At 64.6% G+C, this 25,624-nt stretch carries 23 protein-coding genes, 1 tRNA gene and 1 pseudogene; 15 read left to right on the forward strand and 10 right to left on the reverse strand.

The window, feature by feature from the left end:
* The first annotated feature begins 51 nt into the window (after positions 1-51).
* The gene (locus NCCP691_RS07605) at positions 52-1,770 is read left to right on the forward strand and encodes a diguanylate cyclase (RefSeq protein ID WP_220807668.1); all 1,719 of its coding nucleotides are present in this window, start codon (positions 52-54) and stop codon (positions 1,768-1,770) included.
* On the opposite strand, the gene NCCP691_RS07610 is transcribed toward NCCP691_RS07605, so the two are convergent.
* Complete coding sequence (locus NCCP691_RS07610) at positions 1,752-3,455, reverse strand: RecQ family ATP-dependent DNA helicase (protein WP_220807669.1); 1,704 nt, start codon at positions 3,453-3,455, stop codon at positions 1,752-1,754. The two genes, NCCP691_RS07605 and NCCP691_RS07610, sit on opposite strands and share 19 nt — an antisense overlap.
* Positions 3,456-3,710: 255 nt before the next feature.
* Between NCCP691_RS07610 and NCCP691_RS07615 the strand changes: the two genes are divergently transcribed.
* Both NCCP691_RS07615 and NCCP691_RS07620 read left to right on the forward strand, forming a co-directional pair.
* Entirely contained in the window at positions 3,711-3,914 is a 204-nt protein-coding gene (locus tag NCCP691_RS07615; RefSeq protein WP_220807670.1) for a cold-shock protein, read from the forward strand.
* Between the two features lie 220 nt (positions 3,915-4,134).
* Positions 4,135-4,512 carry an STAS/SEC14 domain-containing protein gene (locus tag NCCP691_RS07620; RefSeq protein WP_220807671.1) on the forward strand — a complete coding sequence of 126 codons (378 nt, stop codon included), beginning with the start codon at positions 4,135-4,137 and terminating at the stop codon, positions 4,510-4,512.
* A 90-nt stretch (positions 4,513-4,602) separates the two neighbouring features.
* Here the strand turns inward: NCCP691_RS07620 and NCCP691_RS07625 are convergent, their stop codons facing one another.
* Both NCCP691_RS07625 and NCCP691_RS07630 read right to left on the reverse strand, forming a co-directional pair.
* The gene (locus NCCP691_RS07625; protein WP_220807672.1) at positions 4,603-6,516 is read right to left on the reverse strand and encodes a hypothetical protein; all 1,914 of its coding nucleotides are present in this window, start codon (positions 6,514-6,516) and stop codon (positions 4,603-4,605) included.
* A gap of 81 nt (positions 6,517-6,597) precedes the next feature.
* Positions 6,598-7,500, reverse strand: a complete 903-nt coding sequence (locus tag NCCP691_RS07630; protein ID WP_220807673.1) for a LysR family transcriptional regulator — start codon at positions 7,498-7,500, stop codon at positions 6,598-6,600.
* A gap of 108 nt (positions 7,501-7,608) precedes the next feature.
* Here NCCP691_RS07630 and NCCP691_RS07635 point away from each other — a divergent pair, with 108 nt between their 5' ends.
* Both NCCP691_RS07635 and NCCP691_RS07640 read left to right on the forward strand, forming a co-directional pair.
* Positions 7,609-8,298, forward strand: a complete 690-nt coding sequence (locus NCCP691_RS07635) for a haloacid dehalogenase type II (protein ID WP_220807674.1) — start codon at positions 7,609-7,611, stop codon at positions 8,296-8,298.
* Entirely contained in the window at positions 8,295-9,053 is a 759-nt protein-coding gene (locus NCCP691_RS07640; protein WP_220807675.1) for a sulfite exporter TauE/SafE family protein, read from the forward strand. The genes NCCP691_RS07635 and NCCP691_RS07640 overlap by 4 nt, the downstream gene beginning before the upstream one ends.
* On the opposite strand, the gene NCCP691_RS07645 is transcribed toward NCCP691_RS07640, so the two are convergent.
* Positions 9,054-9,482, reverse strand: coding sequence for a thioredoxin family protein (locus NCCP691_RS07645; RefSeq protein WP_220807676.1), 429 nt, complete (start codon positions 9,480-9,482; stop codon positions 9,054-9,056). It lies immediately after the preceding gene.
* A 70-nt stretch (positions 9,483-9,552) separates the two neighbouring features.
* Positions 9,553-9,750 carry a YjfB family protein gene (locus NCCP691_RS07650; RefSeq protein ID WP_220807677.1) on the reverse strand — a complete coding sequence of 66 codons (198 nt, stop codon included), beginning with the start codon at positions 9,748-9,750 and terminating at the stop codon, positions 9,553-9,555.
* Positions 9,751-9,828: 78 nt separating this feature from the next.
* Between NCCP691_RS07650 and tsaB the strand changes: the two genes are divergently transcribed.
* The 4 genes and pseudogenes from tsaB to NCCP691_RS07670 all read left to right on the forward strand — a co-directional run bounded on the left by tsaB (position 9,829) and on the right by NCCP691_RS07670 (position 12,686).
* Positions 9,829-10,518, forward strand: a complete 690-nt coding sequence (gene tsaB / locus NCCP691_RS07655) for a tRNA (adenosine(37)-N6)-threonylcarbamoyltransferase complex dimerization subunit type 1 TsaB (protein ID WP_220807678.1) — start codon at positions 9,829-9,831, stop codon at positions 10,516-10,518.
* Positions 10,515-11,006: a ribosomal protein S18-alanine N-acetyltransferase gene (rimI, locus tag NCCP691_RS07660; RefSeq protein ID WP_238482352.1), complete on the forward strand. Its 492-nt coding sequence runs from the start codon at positions 10,515-10,517 to the stop codon at positions 11,004-11,006. The genes tsaB and rimI overlap by 4 nt, the downstream gene beginning before the upstream one ends.
* A gap of 104 nt (positions 11,007-11,110) precedes the next feature.
* Positions 11,111-11,749: pseudogene (locus tag NCCP691_RS07665) on the forward strand (uracil-DNA glycosylase); the annotation flags it as partial.
* On the forward strand, positions 11,733-12,686 hold the full coding sequence (locus tag NCCP691_RS07670; protein WP_220807680.1) for a DUF1853 family protein: 954 nt from the start codon (positions 11,733-11,735) through the stop codon (positions 12,684-12,686). The pseudogene NCCP691_RS07665 and the gene NCCP691_RS07670, both read left to right, overlap by 17 nt.
* Here NCCP691_RS07670 and lplT read toward each other — a convergent pair whose 3' ends face one another.
* Entirely contained in the window at positions 12,687-13,949 is a 1,263-nt protein-coding gene (lplT, locus tag NCCP691_RS07675) for a lysophospholipid transporter LplT (protein ID WP_220807681.1), read from the reverse strand. It lies immediately after the preceding gene.
* 27 nt (positions 13,950-13,976) lie between these two features.
* Positions 13,977-14,132, reverse strand: a complete 156-nt coding sequence (locus NCCP691_RS07680; RefSeq protein ID WP_220807875.1) for a hypothetical protein — start codon at positions 14,130-14,132, stop codon at positions 13,977-13,979.
* Here NCCP691_RS07680 and alr point away from each other — a divergent pair.
* Positions 14,107-15,183, forward strand: a complete 1,077-nt coding sequence (gene alr, locus NCCP691_RS07685) for an alanine racemase (RefSeq protein WP_220807682.1) — start codon at positions 14,107-14,109, stop codon at positions 15,181-15,183. The genes NCCP691_RS07680 and alr overlap by 26 nt on opposite strands.
* Before the next feature lie 25 nt (positions 15,184-15,208).
* Complete coding sequence (gene radA, locus NCCP691_RS07690; RefSeq protein ID WP_220807683.1) at positions 15,209-16,579, forward strand: DNA repair protein RadA; 1,371 nt, start codon at positions 15,209-15,211, stop codon at positions 16,577-16,579.
* A gap of 15 nt (positions 16,580-16,594) precedes the next feature.
* Here the strand turns inward: radA and hpnE are convergent, their stop codons facing one another.
* Genes hpnE through hpnC form a run of 3 tightly spaced genes read right to left on the reverse strand, consistent with a single transcriptional unit; the run spans position 16,595 to position 19,613 of the window.
* Positions 16,595-17,902 carry a hydroxysqualene dehydroxylase HpnE gene (hpnE, locus tag NCCP691_RS07695; RefSeq protein WP_220807684.1) on the reverse strand — a complete coding sequence of 436 codons (1,308 nt, stop codon included), beginning with the start codon at positions 17,900-17,902 and terminating at the stop codon, positions 16,595-16,597.
* A complete protein-coding gene (hpnD, locus tag NCCP691_RS07700; RefSeq protein WP_220807685.1) occupies positions 17,902-18,735 on the reverse strand; it encodes a presqualene diphosphate synthase HpnD in 834 nt (277 codons plus the stop codon). The genes hpnE and hpnD overlap by 1 nt, the downstream gene beginning before the upstream one ends.
* A gap of 35 nt (positions 18,736-18,770) precedes the next feature.
* A complete protein-coding gene (hpnC, locus tag NCCP691_RS07705; RefSeq protein WP_220807686.1) occupies positions 18,771-19,613 on the reverse strand; it encodes a squalene synthase HpnC in 843 nt (280 codons plus the stop codon).
* A gap of 132 nt (positions 19,614-19,745) precedes the next feature.
* Here hpnC and NCCP691_RS07710 point away from each other — a divergent pair, with 132 nt between their 5' ends.
* The 4 genes from NCCP691_RS07710 (at position 19,746) to tig (ending at position 25,616) form a co-directional block, all read left to right on the forward strand.
* Positions 19,746-20,876 carry an efflux RND transporter periplasmic adaptor subunit gene (locus NCCP691_RS07710; protein ID WP_238482353.1) on the forward strand — a complete coding sequence of 377 codons (1,131 nt, stop codon included), beginning with the start codon at positions 19,746-19,748 and terminating at the stop codon, positions 20,874-20,876.
* Positions 20,873-23,977 (forward strand): efflux RND transporter permease subunit, encoded by a 3,105-nt coding sequence (locus NCCP691_RS07715; protein WP_220807688.1) that lies wholly within the window; start codon positions 20,873-20,875, stop codon positions 23,975-23,977. Before NCCP691_RS07710 ends, NCCP691_RS07715 begins: the two co-directional genes overlap by 4 nt.
* A 180-nt stretch (positions 23,978-24,157) precedes the next feature.
* Positions 24,158-24,244: transfer RNA gene (locus NCCP691_RS07720), tRNA-Leu, on the forward strand.
* A gap of 28 nt (positions 24,245-24,272) precedes the next feature.
* Entirely contained in the window at positions 24,273-25,616 is a 1,344-nt protein-coding gene (gene tig, locus NCCP691_RS07725; RefSeq protein ID WP_220807689.1) for a trigger factor, read from the forward strand.
* Positions 25,617-25,624: the final 8 nt, after the last annotated feature.

Consider the following 25,624-nt stretch of genomic DNA (forward strand, 5'->3'; position numbering starts at 1 on the left):
CACGCATGCAGGGACAAGGCCCGTCGGGGCCTTTTTTTATTCGAACACACGATGACGAAGAGCTCATTGCGCCGGCAATTGCTGCTGCCTTACGTGCTGCTGGTGATATTCGTTTCGGTCGCCATCGGCTGGGTGTCGTACCGGGCAGGCAAGGACGCCGTCGACAATCTGTCGAGCCGAATCCTCGGCGATGCGGTGAGCCGCATCAGCGCCGACACCGAGGAGCATCTCGCGCGCGCCCTGGTCGCCCTGCACTCGATCGCCCCCGATCCCGCCACGCTGCCTCAGCCCCAGGAATTCTCGAACGACCTCGATCAGCTCGAATCCCGCATCTGGGTGGCCAGCGGGCTCTTCATGGACGTCAACAACTACGTGTACTTCGGCGGCGCGGACGGCCGCTTCATCGGTGTCAACCGCGTCAGCAGCGACCTGGTCGAACTGTATCGCCGCGACCCGGGCGCCCCCCGGCGCAGCGTCCACGTCACCAACCGGCCCGGCGACCGCGCGCGCCTGCTGCGGCATGACGACTACGATCCCCGGAAGCGGCCCTGGTACGGCATCGCCGCGCAACAGGACAAGCCGGTATGGTCGCCGGTCTACAACGACTTCAGTTCGAGGGAGCCGACGATCACGCTGGCGCAGGCGGTGCGGCGCGCGGACCGCTCCCTGGTGGGCGTGGTGGCGACCGACGTCACGCTCAAGCTGCTGACCGATTTTCTGCGCACGCTGCGCGTGAGCGACAACGGCATTGCCTTCGTCATCGATGGCAACGGCTACATGATCGCGACTTCCGGACAGGAGCTGCCGTTCCGCATGGTCGATGGCCAGCCCAAGCGCATGCATGTGAGCGAGATGCGCACCGCGCTCATCAGCCGGGCCTGGTTCGGCATCCAGGACTGGAAGCGGCGCGACGCCGGCACCAGGGAGCCGGTGACGCTGGCCGCCGGCCAGGCGCGCATCGCCGCCGGCGAACTCGGCGGGCGTTACGGCGTGGACTGGCTCACGGTAGTGGCGGTGCCGCAATCGGATTTCACGGCGGGCGTGCAGCGCAGCCTGATGCAGGGCGTGCTGATCGCCGTGCTGTGCATACTCGCCGCGATCGCGATCGGCATGTCGCTGATCAGCCGCGTGCTCGGCGACATCCGCAAGCTCACCGACGCCGCACGCCGCATCGGCGAAGGCCAGCCGCTGCCGCACCTGAACCTGCGCCGGCGCGACGAGCTGGGACAGCTGGCGCTGTCGTTCAGCGAGATGGAACACAACCTGCGCATCGACAAGCTGACCGCCGTATTCAACCGCGCTTCGCTGATTGCACAGATCGGTTTCCTGCGCCGCCAGCTGGATCAGAAAGCCGGGGAGCGGCCGCACTTCGCACTGCTGTTCATCGATCTCGATCACTTCAAGACCGTCAACGACCAGTACGGCCACGCCGCCGGTGACAGGGTGCTTGCCACCGTGGCAGCGCGGCTGAAGGAGTCGGTGCGCGTGACCGATGTCGTGGCGCGCTACGGCGGCGATGAATTCGTCATCCTGCTCAAGGGACTGACCGAGCCCGCGGACGTGACCGCGATGGAAGAGAAGATCCGCAACGTGGTCGAGGCGCCGGTGCCGCTCGAGCACGGCACCGCGCGCGTCGGCGTGTCGATCGGCTGGGCGATGTTCCCCGACGACGGCGACGACATCGATGCCCTGCTGAAGATCGCGGACAAGCGCATGTTCGATGCCAAGAAGCTGCGCAAGGCCGCGCGCGCTCAGACCAGTTCCACGTAGTTGCGCAGGAAGGTGCGGGTTTCGCTGTTGGGAAAACTGATGGTGACCTTGTCGCCGGCGGACGAGACGACCCGGCCTTCGCCATAGCGCGCCACCTTCACCGCCTGCCCGACCTCGGGTCCCTTTTCCACCTGCATCGGCGGCGCGTGATGGCGCACATGTTCCGGGCTCAGGTCCTGCTCCGGAGGCCGCCTGCAGTTGTCGCAGCCGCCGCAGTGGGACCACTCGACCTCTTCGCCGAAATACTCGAGCAACACCTTCCATCGGCAGAAGCCGGTCTGCGCATAAAAGACCATCCGGTCGAGCGCGTCATGGTCGCGCGCGCTCTTGTCGCGATACACGTCGACCAGCTGCCGCAATTCCTTCGGCTTGGCATTGGCGCGAACCAGATGGTAGGCGAGCTGTTCATCCTGGCGCAGCAGTTCGCCGTCCTTGAGCAGCTTGAGGGCGACCTGCATGCGGTTGTCGTGCACGTCGTCGAGGGAGTCCTGCAACCGCTCCAGCGTCACCGGACCCGTCTGCGCGCCAAGCTCCTGCAGCGCGGTATAGACCTGGCTGATGTCATCGGCGCCAGGATAGCGCCGCGCGAGGAAGAACTGCTGTACCTGGCGGTCCCGCGCGTAGTGGAGCAGGATGCAGTCGGAGTCGTTGCCGTCGCGTCCGGCCCGGCCCGACTCCTGGTAATAGGCCTCGAGGTTCGCGGGCAGCTGGTAGTGGATCACGAAGCGTATGTCCTGCTTGTCGATGCCCATGCCGAAGGCATTGGTGGCGACCATGATCCGGCTGGCGCCCGACATGAACATGTCCTGGTTCTCCGTGCGCATCCTGGTGCCCATCTGCCCGTGATAGGAGGTTGCGCTCAATCCCGCCTCCTGCAGCGCGCCGAGCACTTCCTCGACCGCCTTGACGGTCGCGGTGTAGATGATTCCCGATCCCTCGGTGTCCCGCGCCAGCCGCACGGCGTGCGACAGCTTTTCGGATTCGTCGGTCGCGGTGACCACCTGGTAGTGAAGATTTGACCGGTAGATGCCGGTATTTATGACACGCATGTCATCCAGGCCGAGTTGCTTGCCGATATCGGCAATCACGTCTTCGGTGGCGGTCGCGGTCAGGGCAAGCACGGTGGGATGGCCGAGCGCGGCGACGATGGCGCCGAGCTGCAGATAGGCCGGGCGGAAGTCATGTCCCCACTGCGAGATGCAATGCGCCTCGTCGATCACGAACAGGCTGACCGGGTTGCGTCGTATGGTGGCGAGGAATTCCGGGTCCGCGATGCGCTCCGGCGTCGTGAAGATGAACTCGTGGTCGGCCTGCCGGATGCGGTCCAGCACTTCCTCCTCCTCGCGCGTCGTCAGCGTGCTGTTGACCTCCGCGGCCTCGAGACCGACGTCTTCGAGCTTCTCCGCCTGGTCCTTCATCAGCGAGATCAGGGGCGAGACGACGACGGTCGCGCCCGGCATCTTCAATGCCGGCAGCTGGTAGCAGAGCGATTTGCCGGCACCCGTCGGCATCACGGCAAGCGTATGGCGTCGCGCGAGGACGCTGTCGATCACCTCGCGCTGTCCTGGGCGCAGCCGGCGCAAGCCGAAGGCTTCCTGCAGGGTGTCGCGCAATTCATGTTCCTGGATGGGGGCGTGCCGGCGTTTGCCGCGGCCGGCTGCGGCAGGGTTTTGCTGAGTGGTCATGGTGTGGCTGATAGGGCGATTCGTCCGCCCGGATGCAGCAACCATGCCAGTGGAGCGAAGCAGGGCTCATTGACCGCCGGTACTTCATTGCCTGCTTACACCAAGTGGCAATAATTTTCACTCGCGGTTTTCCACATCGGGTACAATTCGCCACCGCTTGAAGTTTGAACTGTAGTGCAGTATCTGTCTGTCATTTCTTTCTGGCTTCAAAGGTTCAACGGGCGAAAGCTCATATCAACATCAAAAGGAAATGTCATGGCAACAGGCACTGTCAAATGGTTCAACGACGCCAAGGGCTTCGGTTTCATCACCCCGGACGAAGGCGGCGAAGATCTGTTCGCGCACTTCTCCGCAATCCAGTCGAGCGGCTTCAAGTCGCTGAAGGAAAACCAGCGTGTTTCCTTCGAAGTGGTCAACGGCCCGAAGGGCAAGCAAGCTTCCGCGATCCAGCCGCTGTAATCAGCACGATCCGATAAAAAATCCCCGGCATGCCGGCTACCCGTTCTAAAAAGGTGTTGGTGAAGCCTTAGGCGCATTTTGATTGAGAAGCCCCCAAACCCGATAGGTTTTGGGGGCTTTCTTGCCTAAATGGTCAAACAGCCAACAAGGATGCAGGTACGCTATACCCGACGCTTCTGATAAAGTATCGAGTCCAGCTATAACGTCGGTGACTTTGAAGATGAATCAGCAGCTTTGGGTAGAGCCGGTAGGCGAAATCGTTCTGGCACGCCTACGTGGACGATGCGATGAAGAGATATTGAAAGAGTGTCAGCATCGTATTTTCGAACTCGTGAAGGACACGAGTCAGGTCAAGGTGTTATATGACGCATTGGAGATGGAAGACCCTACGGTCGATATGGTTCTGTTACAACAGAAAATGGACTCGGAGGCTTGGGAACAGATAGGTCCCATTCCGCTACGAAGAGCCGTTTTGGTCCCCAATACTCGTATCGCTTATCTGGCTCGAATCGCTTTTGGGCAATTCGGCGAAGGTGCGTACCGAGTCTTCTATAACGACATGGCACAGGCAATCTTGTGGCTAGAGGAAAAGATATAGACGTATCCCTCTTTTAAAGAATCAATGTCTGCCCCTTGCCAACAGGAGCCTGAGGTGAGTCTTTCATGTTGCGCGCGCTATCTTCACCCGCTACGGCTTCTTGTTTCCGTCGAAGTAGAGGATGTCTTCGACACGTAGTTTCCCTTTTGCCAGCCCCAGCCGCTCAGCCGGTGTTTTGCCGTCTTTACTGCCCTTCGGCACAAAACAATAGTTCCAGTAGACCCGAAGCAGGAGCAGCAGCTTCTCAATGATTCGGGGGTTGTAGGGCGCATAGCCGTACCACATACGGCCGGCCGCGCTGGAGCTTGATAGGGCTCGCTCCAAAGGGCTCAGCCGGCGGCGAATCAGCTCCATGAACCGGTCGGCCCCGTACATCGAGCCGTACAGGTACATCTTCGCCAACTGGTCCTCGCTCACTTGGGAATCCGGCCGAGCGGTTAAGTAGGCCAAGGCCTTTTCAGGCTCGTTCATGGTCGGCAGTGGATGCAGGAGCCACTTGTCTTTGTAGCCGCCGATTTCCTTCATCAATGGCAACTGCTCCTTGATGAGCGCAATCTTGATGAACTCGTCGTCCAGCAGCCCCATCGACGCCTTGGCAGCCGCAAACCGCTTCTGCGCCTCATTGAAGGCCGCCAACTTCTGGCCTTTGGTCATTTCCTTCTTGACCGTAACGAAGAAGGCATGAACGAAGTCGTGCTGAATCTCCTCATGGAAGGCAGCAAAGCAGGCCGCCCGCATGCCAGCATCCTGGTCAAGATAGAAAGTGATGCTTTGTGCGCCGGCCAGCGACCTTTTGAGTACCTGGAAATGAGCGTAGAGGGTGTACTCACCGTGAACCTGCATCCCGGTACCCGGCAACTGCATCTCCCTGTCAAATTCGTCCGATACCTCGACGTCCTCCCGGTCGGCCGCCGTGGCATACCGAGCCGCAGCCGCATCGAGCACCGTTTTCTTCCCCTTATACCGCTTCCTTGCAGCGGTCGCCGCTATGGAAGCGTCATAGTCGCTTTTGAGCCAGAACCGGGCATTACGCCGGTATTCCTGCGGCAGCAGGTCGTCATCGTCCAACCGGACATCCGCTTCGACCTCTTCCGGGTCAAAGCGGGGGTCAAAGTTCAGGTGCGCTCCGAAAACGTAGCCAGTGCGGTTGTCGGCCGAGACGACCGAATGTAGCGGGATATTGCGCTTGTCCTCCCGCCGGGTCCAGTTGGTGTAGTAGTCCTGCCGGTCTACGGAAATAGACAGGTGACCCAAAGGCAGCCGCTCCAGTAACTTGCCTTCCCGGTCGCCCAGGAAGCGCAGGCATTGGGCGAACAGGAAGTCAATCTTGCCGTAGAGCGTGGCTGCGCAGATGTCGCGCTTTTCCATGATGCGGCGGAACGGAGCCTTGTTGACCAGTTCCATGAAGATTTCCCGGTTCTCATGGGGCTTCTTCTGGCCAGTAGTGGGGCCGCCGACCGCAAAAGTAGACCCGCACTCCTTGCAGCGGAAGCGCGGGGAGCCATGAGCGGTACGGCCATGGCTCATGTACCGGCTTCGGTTGGAGTGAACTCCCAAGCCGAACTGGGCACAAGCCGAGTTCTGGCAGGACGGCTCAGGTTCGCCGTCGAGATAGGCCATGAGCCGCGCGACTTCCTGAGCGATAGCCAAGTTGGATTTGAGCGGGGGTGTATCGCCACACAGCTTGCACTTGATGGCTGTGCGAGGAGTGCCGCGCTTACTGATTCCGCCCGACAGCACGTAGGTGTCGTGGCTAGAGGAGCCCGGTCCACGCCTGCTGATGGGGTTAGGCGGGACGCCGAAGTTGGAACAGGTTGGGGCCTTGCAGAAGTTGACCTGGATGCCCTCGACCGGCGGCGGGATGCGGGGAATGGAAGACCCTGCTGCACCGGCTGATTTTTTCGAGGAAGAGCGCGGCTTTTCGGGCGAGTCAGTAGACTCCCCTCCCTCTGCGCCATCTTCTCCCGGAAATATCTTCGGCAAAACAAAATCCCCTGAAAGCATTACACCGTCAAGGGATTTTACGGAATTACAACCCGCTTACCAACACCTTTTTAGAACGGGTAGGCATGCCGGGGATTTTTTTTATCTGCGCCAGTATTCCGGCCGCGCATAGGCATGCCGCAGAAAGTCGACGAAGACGCGGATGCGCAGCGGCAGATGCCGGCGCTGAGCGAATACCGCGTAGATGTCGTTGCCCGGGGCGGCGAACTCATCCAGCACTGTCACGAGGGCGCCCGACTCGATCGCGCTGCCCACTTCCCACATCGAGCGCCACGCCAGACCTTCGCCCGCCAGCGCCCATTCATGCAGTACCGCGCCGTCGTTGCATACCATGTTGCCGCCCACCTTGAGCGTGACGTTCTTGCCGTTCTGGCGGAAGGTCCAGCCGCGCTGGCTGCCTTCGCTGCTGATGGCGAGGCAGTTGTGTCCGGCGAGATCGTCGAGCGAGCGGGGTACGCCGCGACGGCGGAGATAAGAGGGCGCGGCCACCACGACGCGCTTGTTGTCGGCGAGCTTGACCCCGATCAGGCTCGAGTCCGACAGCGCGGCGATGCGGATGGCGACGTCGACGCCTTCGCCGATGAGGTCGACCACCCGGTCGTTCAGGTTGAGTGTCACGCTCACGTCGCGATGCTGTGCCAGGAAGGATGGAATCAGCGGTGCCACATGCTGACGGCCAAAGCCGGCGGGCGCGGAAATCAGCAGATGCCCGCTTGCTTTCGCGCTGCGTTCGGAGACGGCCGATTCCGCATCCTCGAGCTCGGCCAGGATGCGCTGGCAATCCTCGAGGAAGGACAGCCCTTCGTCGGTGAGCGCGATCTTGCGCGTGCTGCGCTGTAGCAGCTTGACGCCGAGGCGTTCTTCCAGTGCGTCGAGCCGGCGTCCGATCATCGCGGGCGCGATGCCCTCCGCCCGGGCCGCCGCCGACAGGCTGCCGCGCGCGGCGACTTCGACGAAGGTGGAGATCTGCTTGAAATGGTCCATCCGCCAAAGGTAGAGCATTTGATACTAAAACGCAATAATCAAATGATTGTTCGTGCTGGTTTGGATGAAAACTTCTCTAATATACTCGCCGCACTACCCGGATAAGCCATGACACTGCACGCTATCGTCTTCGACGCCTATGGAACCCTGTTCGATGTCTATTCGATCTCGGCGCTCGCGGAGAAGCGTTTTCCGGGACGCGGCGCATCGCTGGCCGAGCTGTGGCGCGACAAGCAGATCGAATACACCCGCTTGCGCACCATGTGCTCGACCTACAAGCCTTTCTGGGAAGTGACCCAGGACGCGCTGGTATTCGCATGCCGCAGGCTCGGCCTCGACCTGACCCTGGATGCGCAGAACGCGCTGATGGGGCAGTACGCTCGGCTGCAGGCCTTCCCCGAGAACCTGGGTGTGCTGCGCAAGCTGAAGGACATGGGACTGAAGCTCGCGATACTGTCCAACGGTAACCCGCAGATGCTGGAGTCGGCGGTGAGCGCGGCGGGCATGGAGGGCATTTTTCACCACATCCTGTCGGTCGACGCGGTGAAGAAATACAAGACCGCGCCCGAGGCGTATCAGATGGCGCCCGATGTATTCGGGCTGTCGCCGAAGAACATGCTGTTCGTGTCGAGCAACGGCTGGGATGTATGCGGCGCTGCCTGGTTCGGCTACACGACGTTCTGGGTCAACCGCGCGGCGGCGCCGCTGGAGGAGTTGGGCGTGAAGCCGGACGCCGAAGGGCGCGACATGAAGGCGATGCTGGATTTCGTAAAGAAGAAACTGAGGGAGAATAAATGAGCTGGTGGCAGATCGCGCTGGTGGGATTGGCGGCATTTTGCGCGGGAGCGATGAATTCGGTGGCGGGGGGCGGCACCTTCCTGTCCTTCCCCGCGCTGCTCGCGGTCGGTGTGCCGCCGGTGGCGGCCAACGCGAGCAACTCCGTCGCCCTGTGGCCGGCCAGCCTGTCGGGCGCCTGGGCCTACCGCAAGGAGCTGGCGCGCTACAAGCGCTACCTGATCCCGCTCGGCGTGGTCTCGCTCATCGGCGGCGTCGGCGGCGGCCTGCTGTTGCTGGCGACCAAGGATGCAACGTTCTCCCGCCTGATTCCATGGCTGCTGCTGTTCGCAACGCTGTTGTTCGCCTTCTCGGGCAGGATCTCCGCGCTGCTGCGCCGGGGCGAGAAGGCGGCGCCGGGCAATACGGCGACCTCGCTTGCCGGCCATGCGGTGGTGTCGGTCTACGGCGGCTTCTTCGGCGCGGGCATGGGCATCCTGATGCTGGCGAGCCTGGCGATGGCGGGGCACGAGGATGTGCACGAGATCAACGCGATCAAGAACCTGCTGTCGGCCATCATCTACAGCGTCACGGTGCTGACCTTCGTGGTCGCCGGCGCGGTGAGCTGGCCGCACACGGTCGTGATGCTGGCCACCGCCACCATCGGCGGCTACTGGGGCGCGTCGATCGCGCGCCGCGTGCCGGCGCTCTGGCTGCGCCGCTTCATCATCGCGGTCGGGCTGATGCTGACCGTGTTCTATTTCATCAAGACGATGTGATCACTCGGCGGCGAGCCGGGCGCGCAGGTTGCAGTCGCGCTGCCAGGCCCGCCGCTCCGCCGACGATGCCGTGTCGCGCTCGAGGTCGGCGGCGCTTCTTTCGGCCTGCGCGCCGATGATGCGGTCGGCCACGCCGGGATCGGGCAGCACGGTGCCGAAGAAGGCGACCTGGTCGCCGCGCTGGATCAGCAGGGTGGGGAAGTTCTCGACGTCGATGTCCCCGATGAAGTCGGCCTCGTCCTCGATGTCGATCCACACGAAGCGCTTGTCGGGATGCTTTGCCGCCAGGCGGTCGAAGCCCTCGCGATAGCCGCGGCAGGTGTCGCACCATGCGGCGCACAGGCAGGCGATGACCCAGTTGTCCTGTTCAAGCCAGTCGGCCAGCCGGGCATGATTGCTCTGGTCGAGCGTGATTCCGTTGTCAGACATGAAAACTCGGGGAACGGCAGGGAGCCTTATTGTAAGGGAAGCCTGCCGGCGGCGCCGCTTCCGCGTCGGCTCAGGCGCTGGTGTCGATGTTCTGGCCGAGATGGGCGGGCAGGTTGGGCTTGGTCACCGGCGGCAGCGCGGCGAGCAGGGCGGATGCGCTGCTGGCCTGGATATCCATCGCCCGGCGCTGGACGGTCACCGCGATCGCTTCGCGGGTATTGGTATCGGCGATGGTCGTTGCCACGCCCGCAATATTGTTCACGTCCATGGATTTCTCCTTATCCTGTTCTCCGTTTACGGCAGCCGCGGGTCCGAATTTAGGGTGGCGGCAGGTAGAATACCGGCCATGCCTACCATTCTTGCGATTGAAACTTCCGCCGATCTTGCCTCCGTCGCCCTGCTGCGGGACGGGCAATTGATTTCGCGCGAGTCCGCGGGCGTGCAGACGCACTCGCAGGCCGTGCTGCCGCTGGCGCAGGCGGCGCTGCGCGAGGCCGGGCTGACGGTCGCCGGCTGCGATGTCATCGCGTTCGGCGCCGGCCCCGGATCGTTCACCGGCGTGCGTACCGCCTGCGGCGTGGCCCAGGGCCTGGCCTTCGGCGCCGGCCTGCGCATCATCCCCGTGGGGACCCTGCTGGCGATGGCCGAGGCCTGCCGGCGTCAGCACAACGCGTGCGAGGTGCTGGCCGTGCTGGACGCGCGCATGGATGAAGTCTACTGGGCCCAGTACCGCTATGCCGACGGCTGGGAAGTCGTGGTCGAGCCGACGCTGAGCGCCGCGTCCGATGTGCGGCCTTCGGGCGAAGTGACGGCATGCGGCAACGGGCTTGCCGCCTATGCCCCGGCTTTCGCCGACCAGAAGCTGATCGTCGATGCGAGGCCGGGCATCGTGCCGCATGCCGCCGAAGTCGCGGTGCTGGCGGAGCGGGATCTCGCCGCCGGGCGTGCACTGGACGCCTGGCAGGCGCAGCCGGTCTATCTGCGCAACAAGGTGGCGCTGACCACCGCGGAGCGCATGGCGAGGTCGGCGGCATGAGTGCGGTCTATCGGGTCAGCGCGCAATCGCCCGAGCCGGCGTCGCTGCGCTTTGCGCGCATGCAGGTGGATGACCTGCCGGAAGTGCTGGCGATAGAAAAAGACGTCTATCCGCATCCCTGGACCCGGGGCAATTTCCTCGACTCGCTCTACACCGGCTACGAATGCTGGACGCTGCGCGCCGAGGCCGGCGAGCTGGTCGGCTATTTCCTGCTGATGCTCGCCGTCGACGAAGCGCACCTGCTCAACATCAGCGTGCGCCGCGATCTGCACGGACGCGGCATCGGCCGCATGCAGCTCGACCGGGTCGCCGCCATCGCCCGCGAGAAGGGCATGAATTCGGTACTGCTGGAAGTGCGGCCGTCCAATCCGCGCGCCCAGGCGATCTACGAGCGCTACGGCTTTGCGCAGATCGGCCGGCGCAAAGGCTATTACCCGGCTGCGGGCGGCACCCGCGAGGATGCAATCGTGATGAGGCTGCCGCTATGAATGAACGCACCGCCCTGTTCATCGAGGAGATGGGACTTGGCCCGGTCTGGCTGCGGCGGGATGCCTCGGGCGAGAGCGTCGGCCTGCAGCCCGCGGTCGCCCCGGAAGAGGCGATCGCCGATGCCGCGCCGCTTGCGCCGTCGGCGCCTCCCGCGCCGCTCGTGGCGGAGATGGACTGGACGGCGCTCAAGGCCAGCGTGGCCGGATGCGTCAAGTGCGGCCTGTGCCAGGGACGCACGCATACCGTGTTCGGCGTCGGCGATGAAAAGGCAAAGTGGCTGTTCATCGGCGAGGGGCCGGGACGCAACGAGGACCTGCAGGGGGAACCCTTCGTCGGCCAGGCCGGCAAGCTGCTCGACAACATGCTGGCGGCCATCGGCCTGCGTCGCGGCGAGAATGCCTACATCGCCAATGTCGTCAAATGCCGCCCGACCGACGACAGCGGGCGCGACCGGCCACCGGCGCCGGATGAGGCGGCCGCCTGCCTGCCGTATCTCGAGCGCCAGATTGCGCTGATCCGTCCGACCGTCCTGGTTGCGCTCGGCAAGACCGCGGCGCTGTCACTGCTCGGCCTCGACCCGGATACACCGGTATCCCGCCTGCGCGGCAAGGTACACCGGTACGCCGGGCTGCCGCTGATCGTCACCTATCATCCCGCCTACCTGCTGCGCAACCTGCCCGAGAAGAGAAAGGCCTGGGAAGACCTGTGTCTGGCGACGGCGACCTATGCCGCCGCCGACTGAAGCGCAGACCGGATACCAGGCCGGGTTTCACCGGCGCTGGCACTGGCTGCACGACCGGCACGTGCGCGATCTGGCCTGGCTGCTGGATGCACCCAACCTGCTGGACGCCGCGGCGCCGCGCTGGCAGGGCAGGATCGCCAGCCTGCCGCAGGCGGACGAGGCGACGCGAACCTGGCTTGGCGCGCAGGACCAGTCGCCGCACGCCCTGCACGAATTCCTCGACATCCAGCCCTTCACCCGCCTCGGACGGTATGCGGAGAAACTGCTGGCATGGTACCTGCAGCATCGCGACGATCTGTACGCGCACGGCGTGCAGGTACGGGCCGGCCAGGGCGAGACGATAGGCGAGTTCGATTTTCTGCTGCGGCGGGGCGACGCTCTCGTGCACTGGGAGTTCGCGACCAAGCTGTATCTGCTCGAGTCGGGCGGGCACGGCCGGCATGCGGATTATTTCGTCGGGCCGGGACTGGCCGACACACTGGGCGCCAAGGTGCGCAAGATCATGGAGCAACAGCTTGCCTTGTCCGCGCATCCCGCTGCGCGGCTTCCGCTGCCGGTCGTCCAGGCGCAGGCGCTGGTGAAGGGGTGGCTGTTTTACGAGGAATGCACGCCCGAGTGCCCGCCGGGCATTGCAACCGGACACTGCCGCGGGTTCTGGCGGCCGCTCGCCCACGTGGCCGCGCTGCGCGCCGACGCCTTCATGGTGCTGCCGCGCCTGCGCTGGCTGGCGCCCGCACGGGTGGAAGAGGGAGACGCCGTCTTTCCCGATGCCGGGGCGCTGGCGGCGAACCTCGGGGCGCTGTTCGGCGCCTCGTCGGCGCCTGTGCTGGTCGCGCTGCTGCGCCGGGAAGGCGCGGATCTGCTGGAGGCGGACCGCGGCTTCATCGTTCCGGATGACTGGCGCGAACGCGCCGCCGCGCGAAGGGAAGCGCCCTGATCAGTGCTTGTGCTCGCCGATCAGCGAGAGCGAGTCGAACTGGCGCTGGTTGGCATCATGCCGGCGCATGGTGACAAACATCATCCCGGCCACGAACAGGCCGAACAGCACGATCACGAAGTTGATATCGAGGTTGAGCTTGACCATCAGCGCGTACAGCATGAGCATGGTCAGCACCGACAGGTTTTCGTTGAAATTCTGGACCGCGATCGAGTGGCCCGCGCTCATGAGCACATGGCCGCGATGCTGCAGCAGCGCGTTCATCGGCACCACGAAATAACCGGCCAGCGCACCGATCAGCACCAGCAGCGGATAGGCCACCCAGACGCTCTTGACCAGGGTCATCGTCATCACGATCACACCCATTGCGACACCGAGCGGCATGACGGTCAGCGCCTTGCGCAGGGGGACGAAGCGCGCTGCCGCGGTGGCGCCGACCGCCACGCCGACCGCGAATACGCCCTGCAGGATGGCGCCCTTGTCGAGCGCCATGCCGAGCGATTTTTCCGCCCACTTGAGCACGATGAACTGGAGCGTCGCGCCCGCTCCCCAGAACAGCGTGGTGACCGCCAGCGAAATCTGTCCCAGCTTATCCTTCCACAAGGTGGTGAAACAGCCGGCGAAATCGGCGATCAGGCGTATCGGATTGCGTTCCTGGTGCGGGTAGCGCGCGCCGGTGTCAGGGATGCGCAGGTTGAAGGCGGCGGCGATCAGGTAGGTGACCGTGATGACGGTCAGCGCCGCTTCGGCCGCGGTGTCGATGCCTAGGTCGAGCATGGGGAAATCGAAGCCGAGCAGGGCGGCGGACACGCGGGAATTGACGAGGGCGCCGCCCATGACCGTACCCAGGATGATGGAGGTGACCGTCAGCCCTTCGATCCAGCCGTTCGCCGCCACCAGTTTTTCAGGCGGCAGAAGTTCGGTCAGGATGCCGTACTTGGCGGGAGAATAAGCGGCGGCGCCGAAGCCGACGACCGCATAGGCCAGCAGGGGATGCAGGCCGGCGAACATCATCGCGCAGCCCGCGATCTTGATCAGGTTGGTGATGAACATCACCCGACCCTTGGGCAGGGAGTCGGCGAAGGCGCCGACGAAGGCGGCCAGCAGCACGTAGGACAGCACGAAGAACAGCTTGAGCAGCGGCGTCATCCATGCCGGGGAATTCATGGTTGTCAACAGAGCGATGGCCGCGATCAGCAATGCATTGTCGGCGAGCGAAGAAAAAAACTGCGCCGCCATGATGGTGTAAAACCCGCGATTCATCCGCATATTGAGTCGTGCCAATCCGCTTCATCTGTTTCCGGCATGCTTTATACCATGAATCCCTGAGCCCACCGGGGATTTGCTGGGAGGGAAAGCAGGGCTGTCCGGTAAAATAACTGCTTGATTTGCTTCGTTCTTGCCAACATCCGCCACGCCCATGCCCAGACCGATCACTGCCACCATTCATCTTTCCGCACTGCGTCATAACCTCCGGGTCGCCCGGCAATGCATGCCCGCCTCGAAGGTCTGGGCGGTGGTCAAGGCCAATGCCTACGGCCACGGACTCGAGCGGGCGATGCGCGCTTTCGATGATGCCGACGGGCTGGCGATGATAGAAACCGAGGCCGCGGCCAGGCTGCGCGAACTGGGCTGGCAAAAGCGCCTTCTGCTGCTCGAAGGCTTTTTCGACGCGTCCGACCTGCCGCTGCTGTCCCGGCTGAAGATCGATACGGCCGTGCATTGCGATGAACAGATCGACATGCTGGCGCGCGCCGAGCCCGGCATGAAGGTCGACGTTCACCTGAAGATGAACAGCGGCATGAACAGGCTCGGCTTCACGCCCGCCGCATTCCGGGGCGCATGGGAGCGCCTGCGCGCGCTGCCCGCGGTCGGCAACATCACGCTGATGACGCACTTCGCCAATGCCGACGACGTGCTCAACCCCGGTCTGCCGCTGCGTGAACAGCTGTCGCGTTTTGCCGCGGGCACTGAGGGCCTGCCGGGCGAGCGGTCGCTGTCGAATTCCGCCGCCGTGCTGGCCTGCCGCGAACTGGCGTCGCACTGGGTCCGCCCCGGCATCATGCTCTACGGCGCCACGCCCGGCGGGCGGAGCGCGCGCGAATACGGGCTGGAGCCGGCCATGACGCTGGAGAGCGAAATCATCGGCGTGCAGCAGGTGGCCGCAGGCGAGAGCATCGGTTACGGCAGCCGCTTCACCGCGACTGCGCCGATGACGGTGGGCGTGGTTGCCTGCGGCTATGCCGACGGATATCCGCGCCATGCGCCGGCCGGCACCCCGGTCATCGTGGACGGCGTGCGTACCGTGATTGCCGGCCGCGTGTCGATGGACATGATCACGGTCGACCTGACGCCCGTGCCGCAGGCGCGTGTCGGCAGCAGGGTGGAGCTGTGGGGGCGGTCGCTGCCGATCGACGAGGTGGCCGGTGCCGCCGGAACGATCGGTTATGAACTGATGTGCGCGGTCGCGCCCCGGGTACGGATGGCGGAAGACTGAATCAAGCGAAAAGGATGGCGGCTGAATGGCCAAGCAGAAGACGAACTACTCCTGCACCGAGTGCGGTGGCGTGACCAGCAAGTGGGCCGGCCAGTGCCCGTCGTGCGGGCAGTGGAACACACTGGTGGAGACGCTGGTGGAGGCGGCCGGCAACCGTTTCTCGGGGCAGCACCAGGGGCTGGCCCAGACCTCGCCGGTGCTGAGCCTGGCCGACATCGAGGCGATCGATGTGCCGCGCTTTGGCACCGGCATCGATGAATTCGATCGCGTGCTCGGCGGCGGGCTGGTCGGCGGCGGCGTCGTGCTGATCGGCGGCGATCCCGGCATCGGCAAGTCGACGCTGCTGCTGCAGGCCCTGGCCAATATCTCCCGCGTCAAGAAAACCCTCTACGTCAGCGGCGAGGAATCGGGCTCGCAGATCGCGCTGCGCGCGAAGCGCCTCGCGATCGACGCCAGGGAGTTGCAGCTGCAGGCCGAAATCCAGCTCGAGAAAATCCTCAACACGCTGGCGGAGCACAAGCCGCAGGTGGCGGTCATCGACTCCATCCAGACCATCTATTCGGATGCGCTGACCTCGGCTCCCGGGTCCGTGGCGCAGGTGCGCGAATGCGCCGCCCAGCTCACGCGTGTCGCCAAGCAGTCCGGCATCACCATCATCATGGTCGGTCATGTGACCAAGGAAGGCGCGCTCGCCGGGCCGCGCGTGCTCGAGCACATCGTCGACACCGTGCTTTATTTCGAAGGCGATACCCATTCCAGCTTCCGCCTGGTGCGTGCATTCAAGAATCGTTTCGGGGCGGTCAACGAGCTGGGCGTATTCGCGATGACCGAAAAGGGACTCAAGGGCGTCTCCAATCCGTCCGCGCTATTCCTGTCCCAGCACGACAACCAGGTGCCGGGTTCCTGCGTGATGGTGACGCAGGAAGGCACGCGCCCCCTGCTGGTGGAAATCCAGGCGCTGGTCGATACCTCGCATGTGCCGAATGCCCGCCGGCTCTCGGTCGGCCTGGAGCAGAACCGGCTGGCCATGCTGCTCGCCGTCCTGCACCGGCACGCCGCGATCGCGGCCTTCGACCAGGATGTTTTCATCAATGCGGTGGGCGGCGTGAAGATCACCGAACCCGCTGCCGACCTCGCCGTGCTGCTCGCGATCCACTCGTCGATGCGCAACCGGCCGCTGCCGCGCGGGCTGGTGGTGTTCGGGGAAGTCGGCCTGGCGGGCGAGATCCGCCCGGCGCCGCGCGGACAGGAGCGCCTGCGGGAAGCGGCCAAGCTCGGTTTTTCGATGGCACTGATTCCGAAGTCGAATGCGCCGAAGCAGCAGATCGAGGGGCTGAAAGTGATCGATGTCGAGCGTATCGACGAAGCCCTCAACCGGGTGCGCGACGTCGACTGACCGGCGCGCTGTTTGCTAAAGCAGCGCGGCGGCCGCCAGCCCGCTGCGTACCGCGCCTTCCAGCGTGGCTGGATAGTCGCCCGTCGTATGGTCGCCTGCCAGCAGCAGGCCGGGTAGGCCGGTGTCGTTCGGCAGGCGCGCCAGATCCGGGCGGCAGGCGAAGGTCGCGCGTTTTTCGCTGACGACTTTCGACCAGTGCGGATGCTCCAGCACAGGCATGCCGAAGGATTGCGCGAGCTGGCTCGCGATCGCCGCGGCCAGCGCCTCATGTCCCTGCGCGATCGCCTCGGACGAGGCGCTGACGACCACCGCCAGCAGACCGCGCTGCCGCTCATCCAGCATGCCCCGGTCGAACACGAACTGCCCCCAGTGCGCCCGCGCGCCGTCGTCCACCAGCGCGAACATCGGATGGCCGAGGCTGCAGTCGTCCCCGTAGCGGAGATAGCAGGTGGTGATCGGCTCGTACTGCATCGCCGCCAGCGGAGCCGTGTCGATCAGGCCTTCCAGCAGGCCGGCCGCATGATGCGGCGCGGTGGCGACGATCACATCGTCGAAAGCCGCGTCAGGCCCGGCGGCGGAGGACAGCAGCCAGGCATCGCCGGACCGGCGCAGCCGCTTGATGGCCGAGCCGAGCCGGACCTCGCCGCCGTGACGCGCGATGTAATCTGCGGCCGCCGCCGGGAAGAGGGCGCCGAGATCCGCGCGCGGCACCAGCATGTCCGAGGCGCTGCGCCTGCTTGCACCGAGACTGTCGCGCAGCACGTTCAGGAAAACCTGCGCCGAGGCCCGCTCCGGCGGCGTGTTGAGTGCGGCGATGCACAGCGGACGCCACATCAGGGTGACCAGCCGTTCGGTCTGGTCGAAGCGGTCGAGCAGTTCGCTCACGCTGCCGTCCCGGTCCTGGCGCCAGCCCATCCAGCGCGCCGCCGAGGTGAATCGTGCGAGCGCGAGCTTGTCGCCCGCGGCGAGGCCGCGGGCGGACAGCAGGCTGGCCAGCATGTGGAACGGCGCGGGCAGGCGCCAGGTGACGAAATCCATGCCGCCGGCGTGCGGCGCATAGCGCATCTGAAGCGGCAGTCGCAGCAGCGCCTGGCCGGGATCGACGCCGACTTCCCGCATCAGCCGCAGCGTCTCCGTGTAGGCGCCGAGCAGAATGTGCTGGCCATTGTCGAGCGCCATGCCGTCCAGGTTCACCTGGCGCGCGCGTCCGCCCAGCGCGCGCGACGCTTCGAACAGCGTGACCCGCGCGTCGCCGCGCCTGCAGAGTGCCACCGCCGCCGCGCAGCCGGCCCAGCCGCCCCCGATGACCGCGATCCGGCGCATCAGCCGAACACGTAGGTCTTCCAGGCCAGCCAGAGCTTGCGTATCGGCGTCAGCGAGACCTTGCGTTCGAGCACGTGGAAACCGTCATGCTCGATCTCGTCGAGCAGGGCGCGATAGATGGCGGCCATCATCAGCCCCGGCCGTTGGGCGCGGCGGTCTTCCCGGGGCAGCAGGGCGAAAGCTTCCGCATAGAGCGAGCGTGCGCGCTCGGCCTGGAAGCGCATGAGCTTCTCGAAGTTCTCGCTGTGCCGGGCATTGAGGATGTCGGCGGCGGTCACGTTGAACTGCTGTAGTTCGTTGACCGGCAGGTAGATGCGGCCCTTGCGCGCATCCTCGCCGACGTCGCGGATGATATTGGTGAGCTGAAACGCCAGCCCGAGCTTCTCGGCATATTGCAGGGTCTCGGGACGGCTGGCGCCGAAGATGCTCGCCGACAGGATGCCGACCACGCTCGCCACATGCCAGCAGTAGCGCTTCAGGCCTGGGAAGTCGAGATAGCGGGTCTGGTCGAGGTCCATCTCCATGCCGTCGATGATCGCCTGCAAATGCTGCTCCTGCAGCGAGTAGGCGGCAAGGTGGGGGTGCAGCGCCTGCGTGACGGGATGCGACGGCGTGCCGGCGGCCATCGCATGGATTTCCTTGCGCCACCAGGCGAGCTTGTTGCGGGCAACCGTGACGTCGGTGCATTCGTCGACGGTATCGTCCACCTCCCGGCAGAATGCGTAGAGCGCGGTAATCGCGCGCCGCCGTTCCGCCGGCAGGAACAGGAAGCTGTAATAGAAACTCGAGCCGCTTTGTACGGCTTTCTGCTGGCAGTATTCGTCCGGCGACATGTAGGCGGGGGATGGCTGTATATAAACCCGCTATCCTAGCCGAGTTGGGTGCTGCGCGACAAACCCATTTTCATTCGGAGCGCGCGCCAGCCGATCAGCAGCCAGTCCCAGGCGCCGAGCCGGGGACGGCGCCGGAAGACGTCATGACCGGCCGCTTCGATCCGCTCCAGAATGCGCAGTCCGCCCTGAATCACCATCCGCAGTTCCCATCCGATCCGCCCCCGCACACGCAGGGGTAGGTCCGCGCCGGACAGCATCAGCGCCCGCGCGCGCGCCACCTCGAAGCGCATCAGCGACTGCCATGCCGCATTGCAGTCGCCGCGCGCAATGCAATCCTCGCTCACGCCAAAGCGTGCCATGTCTTCCTGCGGCAGGTAGATCCGGCCCTTCTCCCAATCGACCGCCACGTCCTGCCAGAAATTGATCAGCTGCAGCGCGGTGCAGATCGCGTCGGCGTCGCGCAGGTTGCGGGCGTCCGCTTGCTCGTAAAGATGCAGCATCAGGCGGCCGACCGGGTTGGCTGAACGATTGCAGTAGTCGAGCAGTTCGGCGTGAGTGCGGTAGCGCTTGGTCACGACGTCCTGGCGGAAGGCGGACAGCAAGTCCCGCAGCGGTTGCAGCGGCAGGTCGTATTCCCGAATCGCGCGGGCCAGCGCGCCGAAGGGCGGGGCGGCGTCGGGCGTACCGGCGGCGATGCGGTCGAGCGCGGTTTCGTAGCGGTCCAGTTCGCGCAGCCGCTCCTCCGGCGTGGCATCGCCTTCGTCGGCAATGTCGTCCGCGCCGCGGGCAAAAGCGTAGACCGCCTCGACCGGCGGCCTCAGGCGAGCCGGCAGCAGCAGGGACGCCACCGGAAAATTCTCATAGTGTTCGACAGGCATTTCTTTAACTGACTAAAAAGTCATATGCAAAACGGGAAGCCCTGCTTATAATTACTAACCCTTGAGTCAGTAATGTTTGCCGCGGGCGACAGCATGGCGGCAAGCGCGAGCCCGCATAGTAAAGGAAAAAAAGTGGCCTCCCCGAATCCCCGCAATTCGTCCCGCAGTCCCCGCGCGCGTCTGTCCCTGATCGTGCTTGCCGGAGCCCTGGCGCTGTCGGCCTGCAGCAAGCAGGTGGAAAAGGCCGAGGATATCCGGCCGGTGCGGGTCGTCCGGGTTGCCACGGGCAGCGTGGCCGGCGGCAGCGAATTCTCGGGCGAAGTCCGGGCCAGGGTGGAATCGCGCCTCGGGTTCCGGGTCGGCGGCAAGATCACGGAGCGAAAGGTCGACGTTGGCGCCTCGGTGCGGCGCGGCCAGGTGCTGATGCAGCTCGACCCGCGCGACCTGCAGCTCGCGCAGGCCCAGGCGAATGCCGGGCTCAAGGCCGCCGAAAGCAACCGCGATCTCGCGCGCGCCGAACTCAAGCGCTACCAGGAGCTGCGCGAGAAGAACTTCGTCAGCCAGGCGGTCCTCGACAGCAAGGAGACCGCCTTCCGTTCGGCCCAGGCGAGCTATGACCAGGCCCTGGCCGCCTTCCGCAACCAATCCAACCAGGCCGGCTATGCCGTGCTCGTGGCCGACGCCGACGGCGTGGTGACGGGCGTCGATGCCGAGGTGGGCCAGGTGGTCGCGGCCGGCACGCCCGTCGTGCGCGTCGCCCAGCTCGGCGAAAAGGAAGTCGTGATCGGCATTCCCGAGGACCAGGTCGACGCACTGCGCAAGGCGACGAACATCTCCATCCGCACCTGGGCGCAGCCCGACCGCAGCTTCGACGGCAAGCTCCGCGAACTCTCGCCGGTCGCCGATCCGGCCACCCGCACCTATGCCGCGCGCATTGCCATCCCGGGCGCGACCGACGACATCCGTCTCGGCATGACCGCCTATGTCAGCTTCCAGTCCGCGTCGGCCGACAACGCGATCCGCTTGCCGCTGACCGCGCTCCACCAGGACAAGTCCGGCACCAGCGTCTGGGTGGTCGAAAACGGCACGGTCAGACAGGTCCCGGTGCAGGTGTCCGGCACCGCCGGCAATGAAGTCCTGGTATCCGGCGGACTGAGCGCGGGACAAACCGTGGTCACCGCCGGCGTCAATCAGCTGCGGCCCGGCCAGAAGGTGAAGCTGCTGGGCGAAGAGTCGGTCGCCGCCAACGGAGCGGCCAAATGAGAGGCGGTTTCAATCTCTCGCGCTGGGCTCTCGAACACATTCCGCTCACCCGTTACCTGATCGTCGCGCTGCTGATCGGCGGCATTCTCAGTTACAGCAAGCTCGGCCAGGACGAAGACCCGCCATTCACCTTCCGCGCGATGGTGGTACGGGCGATGTGGCCCGGCGCCACCGCGCTGCAGATGGCCGACCAGGTCACCGACAAGCTGGAAAAGAAGCTGCAGGAAACGCCCTACATCGACAAGATCCGCAGCTATTCCAAGCCGGGCGAGACCTTGATCATCCTGCAGCTGCGGGAGTCGACGCCGCCCAAGGACGTGCCGGGAGCCTGGTACCAGGTGCGCAAGAAGATCGGCGACGTCCGCGCCACCTTACCCGCCGGTGTCATCGGCCCGTTCTTCAACGATGAATTCGGCGACACCTACGGTTCCATCTTCGCGCTCTCCGGCGACGGCTTCAATTACGCCGAGGTGAAGGATTACGCCGACTTCGTGCGCCAGCAGTTCCTCAAGGTGCCGTCGGTGTCCAAGGTGGAGCTGTTCGGCGTCCAGGACGAGAAGCTTTACATCGAGTTTTCGCACAAGAAGTTCGCCCAGCTCGGCATCCCCTTCGATGCCGTCGTCGCCCAGATCAATGCGCAAAACGCGGTCGAGGCGAGCGGCGTGCTGGTGACACCGACCGACAACCTCCAGGTACGCGTGACGGGTGCCCTCATGTCGGCCCGCGATCTCGAGAACCTCGAACTGCGGGCCGGCGGCACCACGTTCCGGCTCGGCGACTTCGCAACGGTCAGGCGGGAATACCGCGACCCGCCGCAGGACAAGATGCGCTTCAACGGCAAGGAAGTGATCGGCCTCGGCATCTCGATGGAGAAGGGCGGCGACATCATCGCGCTCGGACGCAATCTCAACGCCACGGTGGCGGAGATTGCCGGCAAGCTGCCGGTCGGCATTTCCCTCGAACGGGTGTCGGACCAGCCCAGGGCGGTGGCGTCCTCGGTGAATGAATTCCTGAAAGTGCTCGCCGAGGCGGTGCTGATCGTGCTTGCGGTCAGCTTTCTGGCGCTCGGCCTGCATACCCGGCCGTTTCGCATCGACATCTGGCCGGGACTCGTGGTGGCGCTCACGATTCCGCTGGTGCTGGCGGTGACCTTCCTGTTCATGCGCATTCTCAGCATCGACCTGCACAAGATATCGCTCGGCGCGCTCATCATCGCGCTCGGCCTGCTGGTCGACGACGCCATCATCGCCGTCGAGATGATGGTGCGGAAGATGGAAGAGGGCCTGTCACGCTTCGAGGCCGCGACCTACGCCTACACCTCGACCGCCATGCCCATGCTGACCGGGACACTGATCACCGCGGCCGGTTTCCTTCCGATCGGTCTGGCGAAGTCGGCGGCGGGCGAGTACACGTTTTCCATGTTCTCGGTCAATGCGCTGGCGCTGCTGATCTCCTGGGTGGTGGCCGTGGTCTTCACGCCGTACATCGGCTATGTGCTGCTCAAGGTCAAGCCGGCCACCAATGCCGATGGCCAGCATGAATTGTTCGACACGCCTTTCTACTCCCGCTTCCGCAAGCTGGTGAACTGGTGCGTGGAATGGCGCAAGACCACCATCCTGATCACGCTCGGGCTGTTCATGCTCGGCCTGTTCGGCTTCCGTTTCATCGAGCAGCAGTTCTTCCCCGACTCCAGCCGCACCGAACTGATGGTCGAACTGTGGCTGCCCGAGGGAAGCTCCTTCGCCGCCACCGAGGCCCAGGCCCGGAAGTTCGAGGCCTTCATCTCCCGCCAGGACGGCGTTGAAAGCGTGACGTCCTACGTCGGCACCGGCAGCCCGCGCTTCTACCTGCCGCTGGACCAGATATTCCCGCAGACGAACGTCTCGCAGATCGTGGTGCTGGCCAGAGACCTGCGGGCCCGCGAAGCGCTTCGCCTGAAAATCACCGAGGCCTTCAGGCAGGATTTCCCAGAGGTGCGGGGCCGCGTCAAGCTGCTGCCTAATGGTCCGCCGGTGCCGTATCCGGTGCAATTCCGGGTGACCGGCTACGAGGTCGGCAAGGTCCGGGCGATTGCCGACCAGGTCACGGAGATCATGCGCGCCAATCCCAACACCGTGGGCGTCAACGACAACTGGAACGAGTCGGTCAAGGTGCTGCGGCTGGATCTCGACCAGGACAAGCTGCGCGCGCTCGGCGTCAGCTCGCAGTCGGTGATGCGCACCGTGAACACGGTCCTCACCGGGACCACCATCGGCCAGTACCGCGAGAGCAACAAGCTGATCGATATCGTGATGCGGCAGCCGGTCGAGGAGCGCGGCACCATCAGCGCGCTCAAGGAAGCCAACGTGCCGACGTCGGGCGGGCGTGCCGTGCCGCTGGCGCAGGTCGCGCGCGTCGCCTTTGTCTGGGAGCCCGGCGTGGTCTGGCGCGAGGGCCGGGAATGGGCGATCACGGTGCAGTCCGATGTGGTCGACGGCATCCAGGGGCCGACCGTCTCCAGCCAGATACTGCCCGAGCTGCAGAAGCTCTCGCAGGACCTCCCGGCCGGTTACCGGATCGAACTCGCTGGCGCGGCCGCCGACAGCGGCAAGGCCCAGGAGTCGATCGCGGCCAACGTGCCGCTGGTGATCTTCATCATCTTCACGCTGCTGATGCTCCAGCTGCACAGCTTCTCGCGTTCGCTGCTGGTGTTCCTCACCGGACCGCTCGGCATCGCGGGCGCGGCGCTGGCGCTGCTGCTCCTGCAGCGGCCGTTCGGCTTCGTCGCCCAGCTCGGCGTCATCGCCCTGTTCGGCATGATCATCCGGAACTCGGTCATCCTGATCGACCAGATCGAGCACGACATCAAGGCGGGCGCCGAACCCTGGAACGCGATCGTGGAGTCGGCGGTGCGGCGCTTCCGTCCGATCATCCTCACCGCGGCCGCGGCCGTGCTGGCGATGATTCCGCTCTCGCGCTCGGTATTCTGGGGACCGATGGCGGTCGCGATAATGGGCGGCCTGATCGTCGCCACCGCGCTGACGCTGCTGTTCCTGCCTGCGCTCTATGCGGCATGGTTCAGGGTGCGCAGGCCCCAGGGCGAAGTCGCCGTCATTCCCTGAATGCCGCAGCGCCGGCAGGCGCCGGTACTCAAAAACGGGACAGCGGCACAAAAAAATGAAGTAAAATGCGCGGTTGAAGTTGAAGAGCTACTAACGAAGCAGGGCGACCATCAGGTATTCACTTCAGGGTCGCCCTTTGCTTTTGTACAAATCAACGCAAGCAAGCGATGCTACATTCCCGCGAGGATGGCGAAATTGGTAGACGCACCAGGTTTAGGTCCTGACGCCAGCAATGGTGTGGGGGTTCGAGTCCCCCTCCTCGCACCATAGAATCTTTCATTTTTGGACATCTCACATGGCAACTGCAGTCGAAACCCTGGAAAAACTTGAGCGCCGCATGACCATCACCGTGCCGCTGGCCGACGTCAAGACGGAAGTGGAAAAGCGCCTGAAGGTCCGCGCGCGCACCGCCAAGGCTCCCGGCTTCCGTCCGGGCAAAGTGCCGATGAAGATGGTCGCGCAGCAGTACGGCTACCAGGTTGAGACTGAAGTATTGAACGACAAGGTCGGCCGCGCCTTCAACGAAGCCGCCAGCGAGAACAACCTGCGCGTCGCGGGTTTCCCGAAGATCGAGCCGAAGACCGGCGCCGGCGAAGACGTGGTCGCGTTCGACGCCACCTTTGAAGTCTATCCCGACGTGAAGATCGGCGACCTGTCCGGCGTCGAAGTCGAAAAGACGGTCTGCGAAATCACCGATGCCGAGGTCGACAAGACCATCGACATCCTGCGCAAGCAGCGCGTGCACTACCACGTCAAGGGCGAGCAGAGCGCCCACGGCGACGGCGGTGCCGACACCTCCGCACAGAACGGCGACCGCGTGACCGTCGACTTCGTCGGCAAGATCGACGGCGTGGAATTCCAGGGCGGCAAGGCTGAGGATTTCCCGTTCGTGCTCGGCGAAGGCCGCATGCTCAAGGAATTCGAAGAAGCCGCCATCGGCCTCAAGGTCGGCGAGTCCAAGACCTTCCCGCTGAGCTTCCCCGAGGACTATCATGGCAAGGACGTGGCCGGCAAGACCGCCGAGTTCACCATCACCATGAAGAAGATCGAATGGGCGCACCTGCCCGAAGTCGATGCCGAATTCGCGAAGTCTCTCGGCATCGCCGACGGCGACCTGCAGAAGATGCGCGACGATATCAAGGCCAACCTCGAGCGCGAGGTGAAGGGCCGCACCCGCTCGCGCACCAAGGACAGCGTGATGGATGCCCTGATCAAGGTGTCCGAACTGGATGTGCCGAATGCGCTGGTCGAGCAGGACGTCGACCGCCTGGTCGAGATGGCGCGCCAGGACATGGCCCAGCGCGGCATGAACGTCAAGGACATGCCGTTCCCGCGCGAGCTGTTCACCGCCCAGGCCGAGCGTCGCGTGCGCCTGGGCCTGATCCTGGCCGAGATCGTCAAGGCAAACCAGCTCGAAGCGACCGCCGACCAGGTCAAGGCACAGGTCGAGGAATTCGCACAGAGCTACGAGGATCCGCAGCAGGTTCTGAAGTTCTACTACAGCGACCGTCGCCGCCTCTCGGAAGTGGAAGCCCTTGTATTGGAAGAAAACGTCGTTAACTACGTACTCGGCAAAGCGAAGGTCACCGAGAAGAACGTTGGCTTCGACGAATTGATGGGCAATAACGCACAGGCCTAAGCAGCTTG

This window comes from Noviherbaspirillum aridicola, from assembly GCF_019656455.1.
Taxonomy (GTDB): domain Bacteria; phylum Pseudomonadota; class Gammaproteobacteria; order Burkholderiales; family Burkholderiaceae_D; genus Noviherbaspirillum; species Noviherbaspirillum aridicola.

What these genes read in the sequence shown, in the direction of transcription:
- NCCP691_RS07670 (WP_220807680.1), top strand. Translation starts at nt 11,733, where the DNA reads ATGCCGCCGCCGACTGAAGCGCAGACCGGATACCAGGCCGGGTTTCAC.
- NCCP691_RS07645 (WP_220807676.1), bottom strand. Translation starts at nt 9,482, where the DNA reads ATGTCTGACAACGGAATCACGCTCGACCAGAGCAATCATGCCCGGCTG.
- NCCP691_RS07640 (WP_220807675.1), top strand. Translation starts at nt 8,295, where the DNA reads ATGAGCTGGTGGCAGATCGCGCTGGTGGGATTGGCGGCATTTTGCGCG.
- alr (WP_220807682.1), top strand. Translation starts at nt 14,107, where the DNA reads ATGCCCAGACCGATCACTGCCACCATTCATCTTTCCGCACTGCGTCAT.
- NCCP691_RS07715 (WP_220807688.1), top strand. Translation starts at nt 20,873, where the DNA reads ATGAGAGGCGGTTTCAATCTCTCGCGCTGGGCTCTCGAACACATTCCG.
- NCCP691_RS07680 (WP_220807875.1), bottom strand. Translation starts at nt 14,132, where the DNA reads ATGGTGGCAGTGATCGGTCTGGGCATGGGCGTGGCGGATGTTGGCAAG.
- NCCP691_RS07650 (WP_220807677.1), bottom strand. Translation starts at nt 9,750, where the DNA reads ATGGACGTGAACAATATTGCGGGCGTGGCAACGACCATCGCCGATACC.
- hpnD (WP_220807685.1), bottom strand. Translation starts at nt 18,735, where the DNA reads ATGTCGCCGGACGAATACTGCCAGCAGAAAGCCGTACAAAGCGGCTCG.
- tsaB (WP_220807678.1), top strand. Translation starts at nt 9,829, where the DNA reads ATGCCTACCATTCTTGCGATTGAAACTTCCGCCGATCTTGCCTCCGTC.
- lplT (WP_220807681.1), bottom strand. Translation starts at nt 13,949, where the DNA reads ATGAATCGCGGGTTTTACACCATCATGGCGGCGCAGTTTTTTTCTTCG.
- NCCP691_RS07615 (WP_220807670.1), top strand. Translation starts at nt 3,711, where the DNA reads ATGGCAACAGGCACTGTCAAATGGTTCAACGACGCCAAGGGCTTCGGT.
- tig (WP_220807689.1), top strand. Translation starts at nt 24,273, where the DNA reads ATGGCAACTGCAGTCGAAACCCTGGAAAAACTTGAGCGCCGCATGACC.
- NCCP691_RS07625 (WP_220807672.1), bottom strand. Translation starts at nt 6,516, where the DNA reads ATGCTTTCAGGGGATTTTGTTTTGCCGAAGATATTTCCGGGAGAAGAT.
- hpnC (WP_220807686.1), bottom strand. Translation starts at nt 19,613, where the DNA reads ATGCCTGTCGAACACTATGAGAATTTTCCGGTGGCGTCCCTGCTGCTG.
- rimI (WP_238482352.1), top strand. Translation starts at nt 10,515, where the DNA reads ATGAGTGCGGTCTATCGGGTCAGCGCGCAATCGCCCGAGCCGGCGTCG.
- NCCP691_RS07605 (WP_220807668.1), top strand. Translation starts at nt 52, where the DNA reads ATGACGAAGAGCTCATTGCGCCGGCAATTGCTGCTGCCTTACGTGCTG.
- NCCP691_RS07610 (WP_220807669.1), bottom strand. Translation starts at nt 3,455, where the DNA reads ATGACCACTCAGCAAAACCCTGCCGCAGCCGGCCGCGGCAAACGCCGG.
- radA (WP_220807683.1), top strand. Translation starts at nt 15,209, where the DNA reads ATGGCCAAGCAGAAGACGAACTACTCCTGCACCGAGTGCGGTGGCGTG.
- NCCP691_RS07635 (WP_220807674.1), top strand. Translation starts at nt 7,609, where the DNA reads ATGACACTGCACGCTATCGTCTTCGACGCCTATGGAACCCTGTTCGAT.
- NCCP691_RS07620 (WP_220807671.1), top strand. Translation starts at nt 4,135, where the DNA reads ATGAATCAGCAGCTTTGGGTAGAGCCGGTAGGCGAAATCGTTCTGGCA.
- NCCP691_RS07630 (WP_220807673.1), bottom strand. Translation starts at nt 7,500, where the DNA reads ATGGACCATTTCAAGCAGATCTCCACCTTCGTCGAAGTCGCCGCGCGC.
- hpnE (WP_220807684.1), bottom strand. Translation starts at nt 17,902, where the DNA reads ATGCGCCGGATCGCGGTCATCGGGGGCGGCTGGGCCGGCTGCGCGGCG.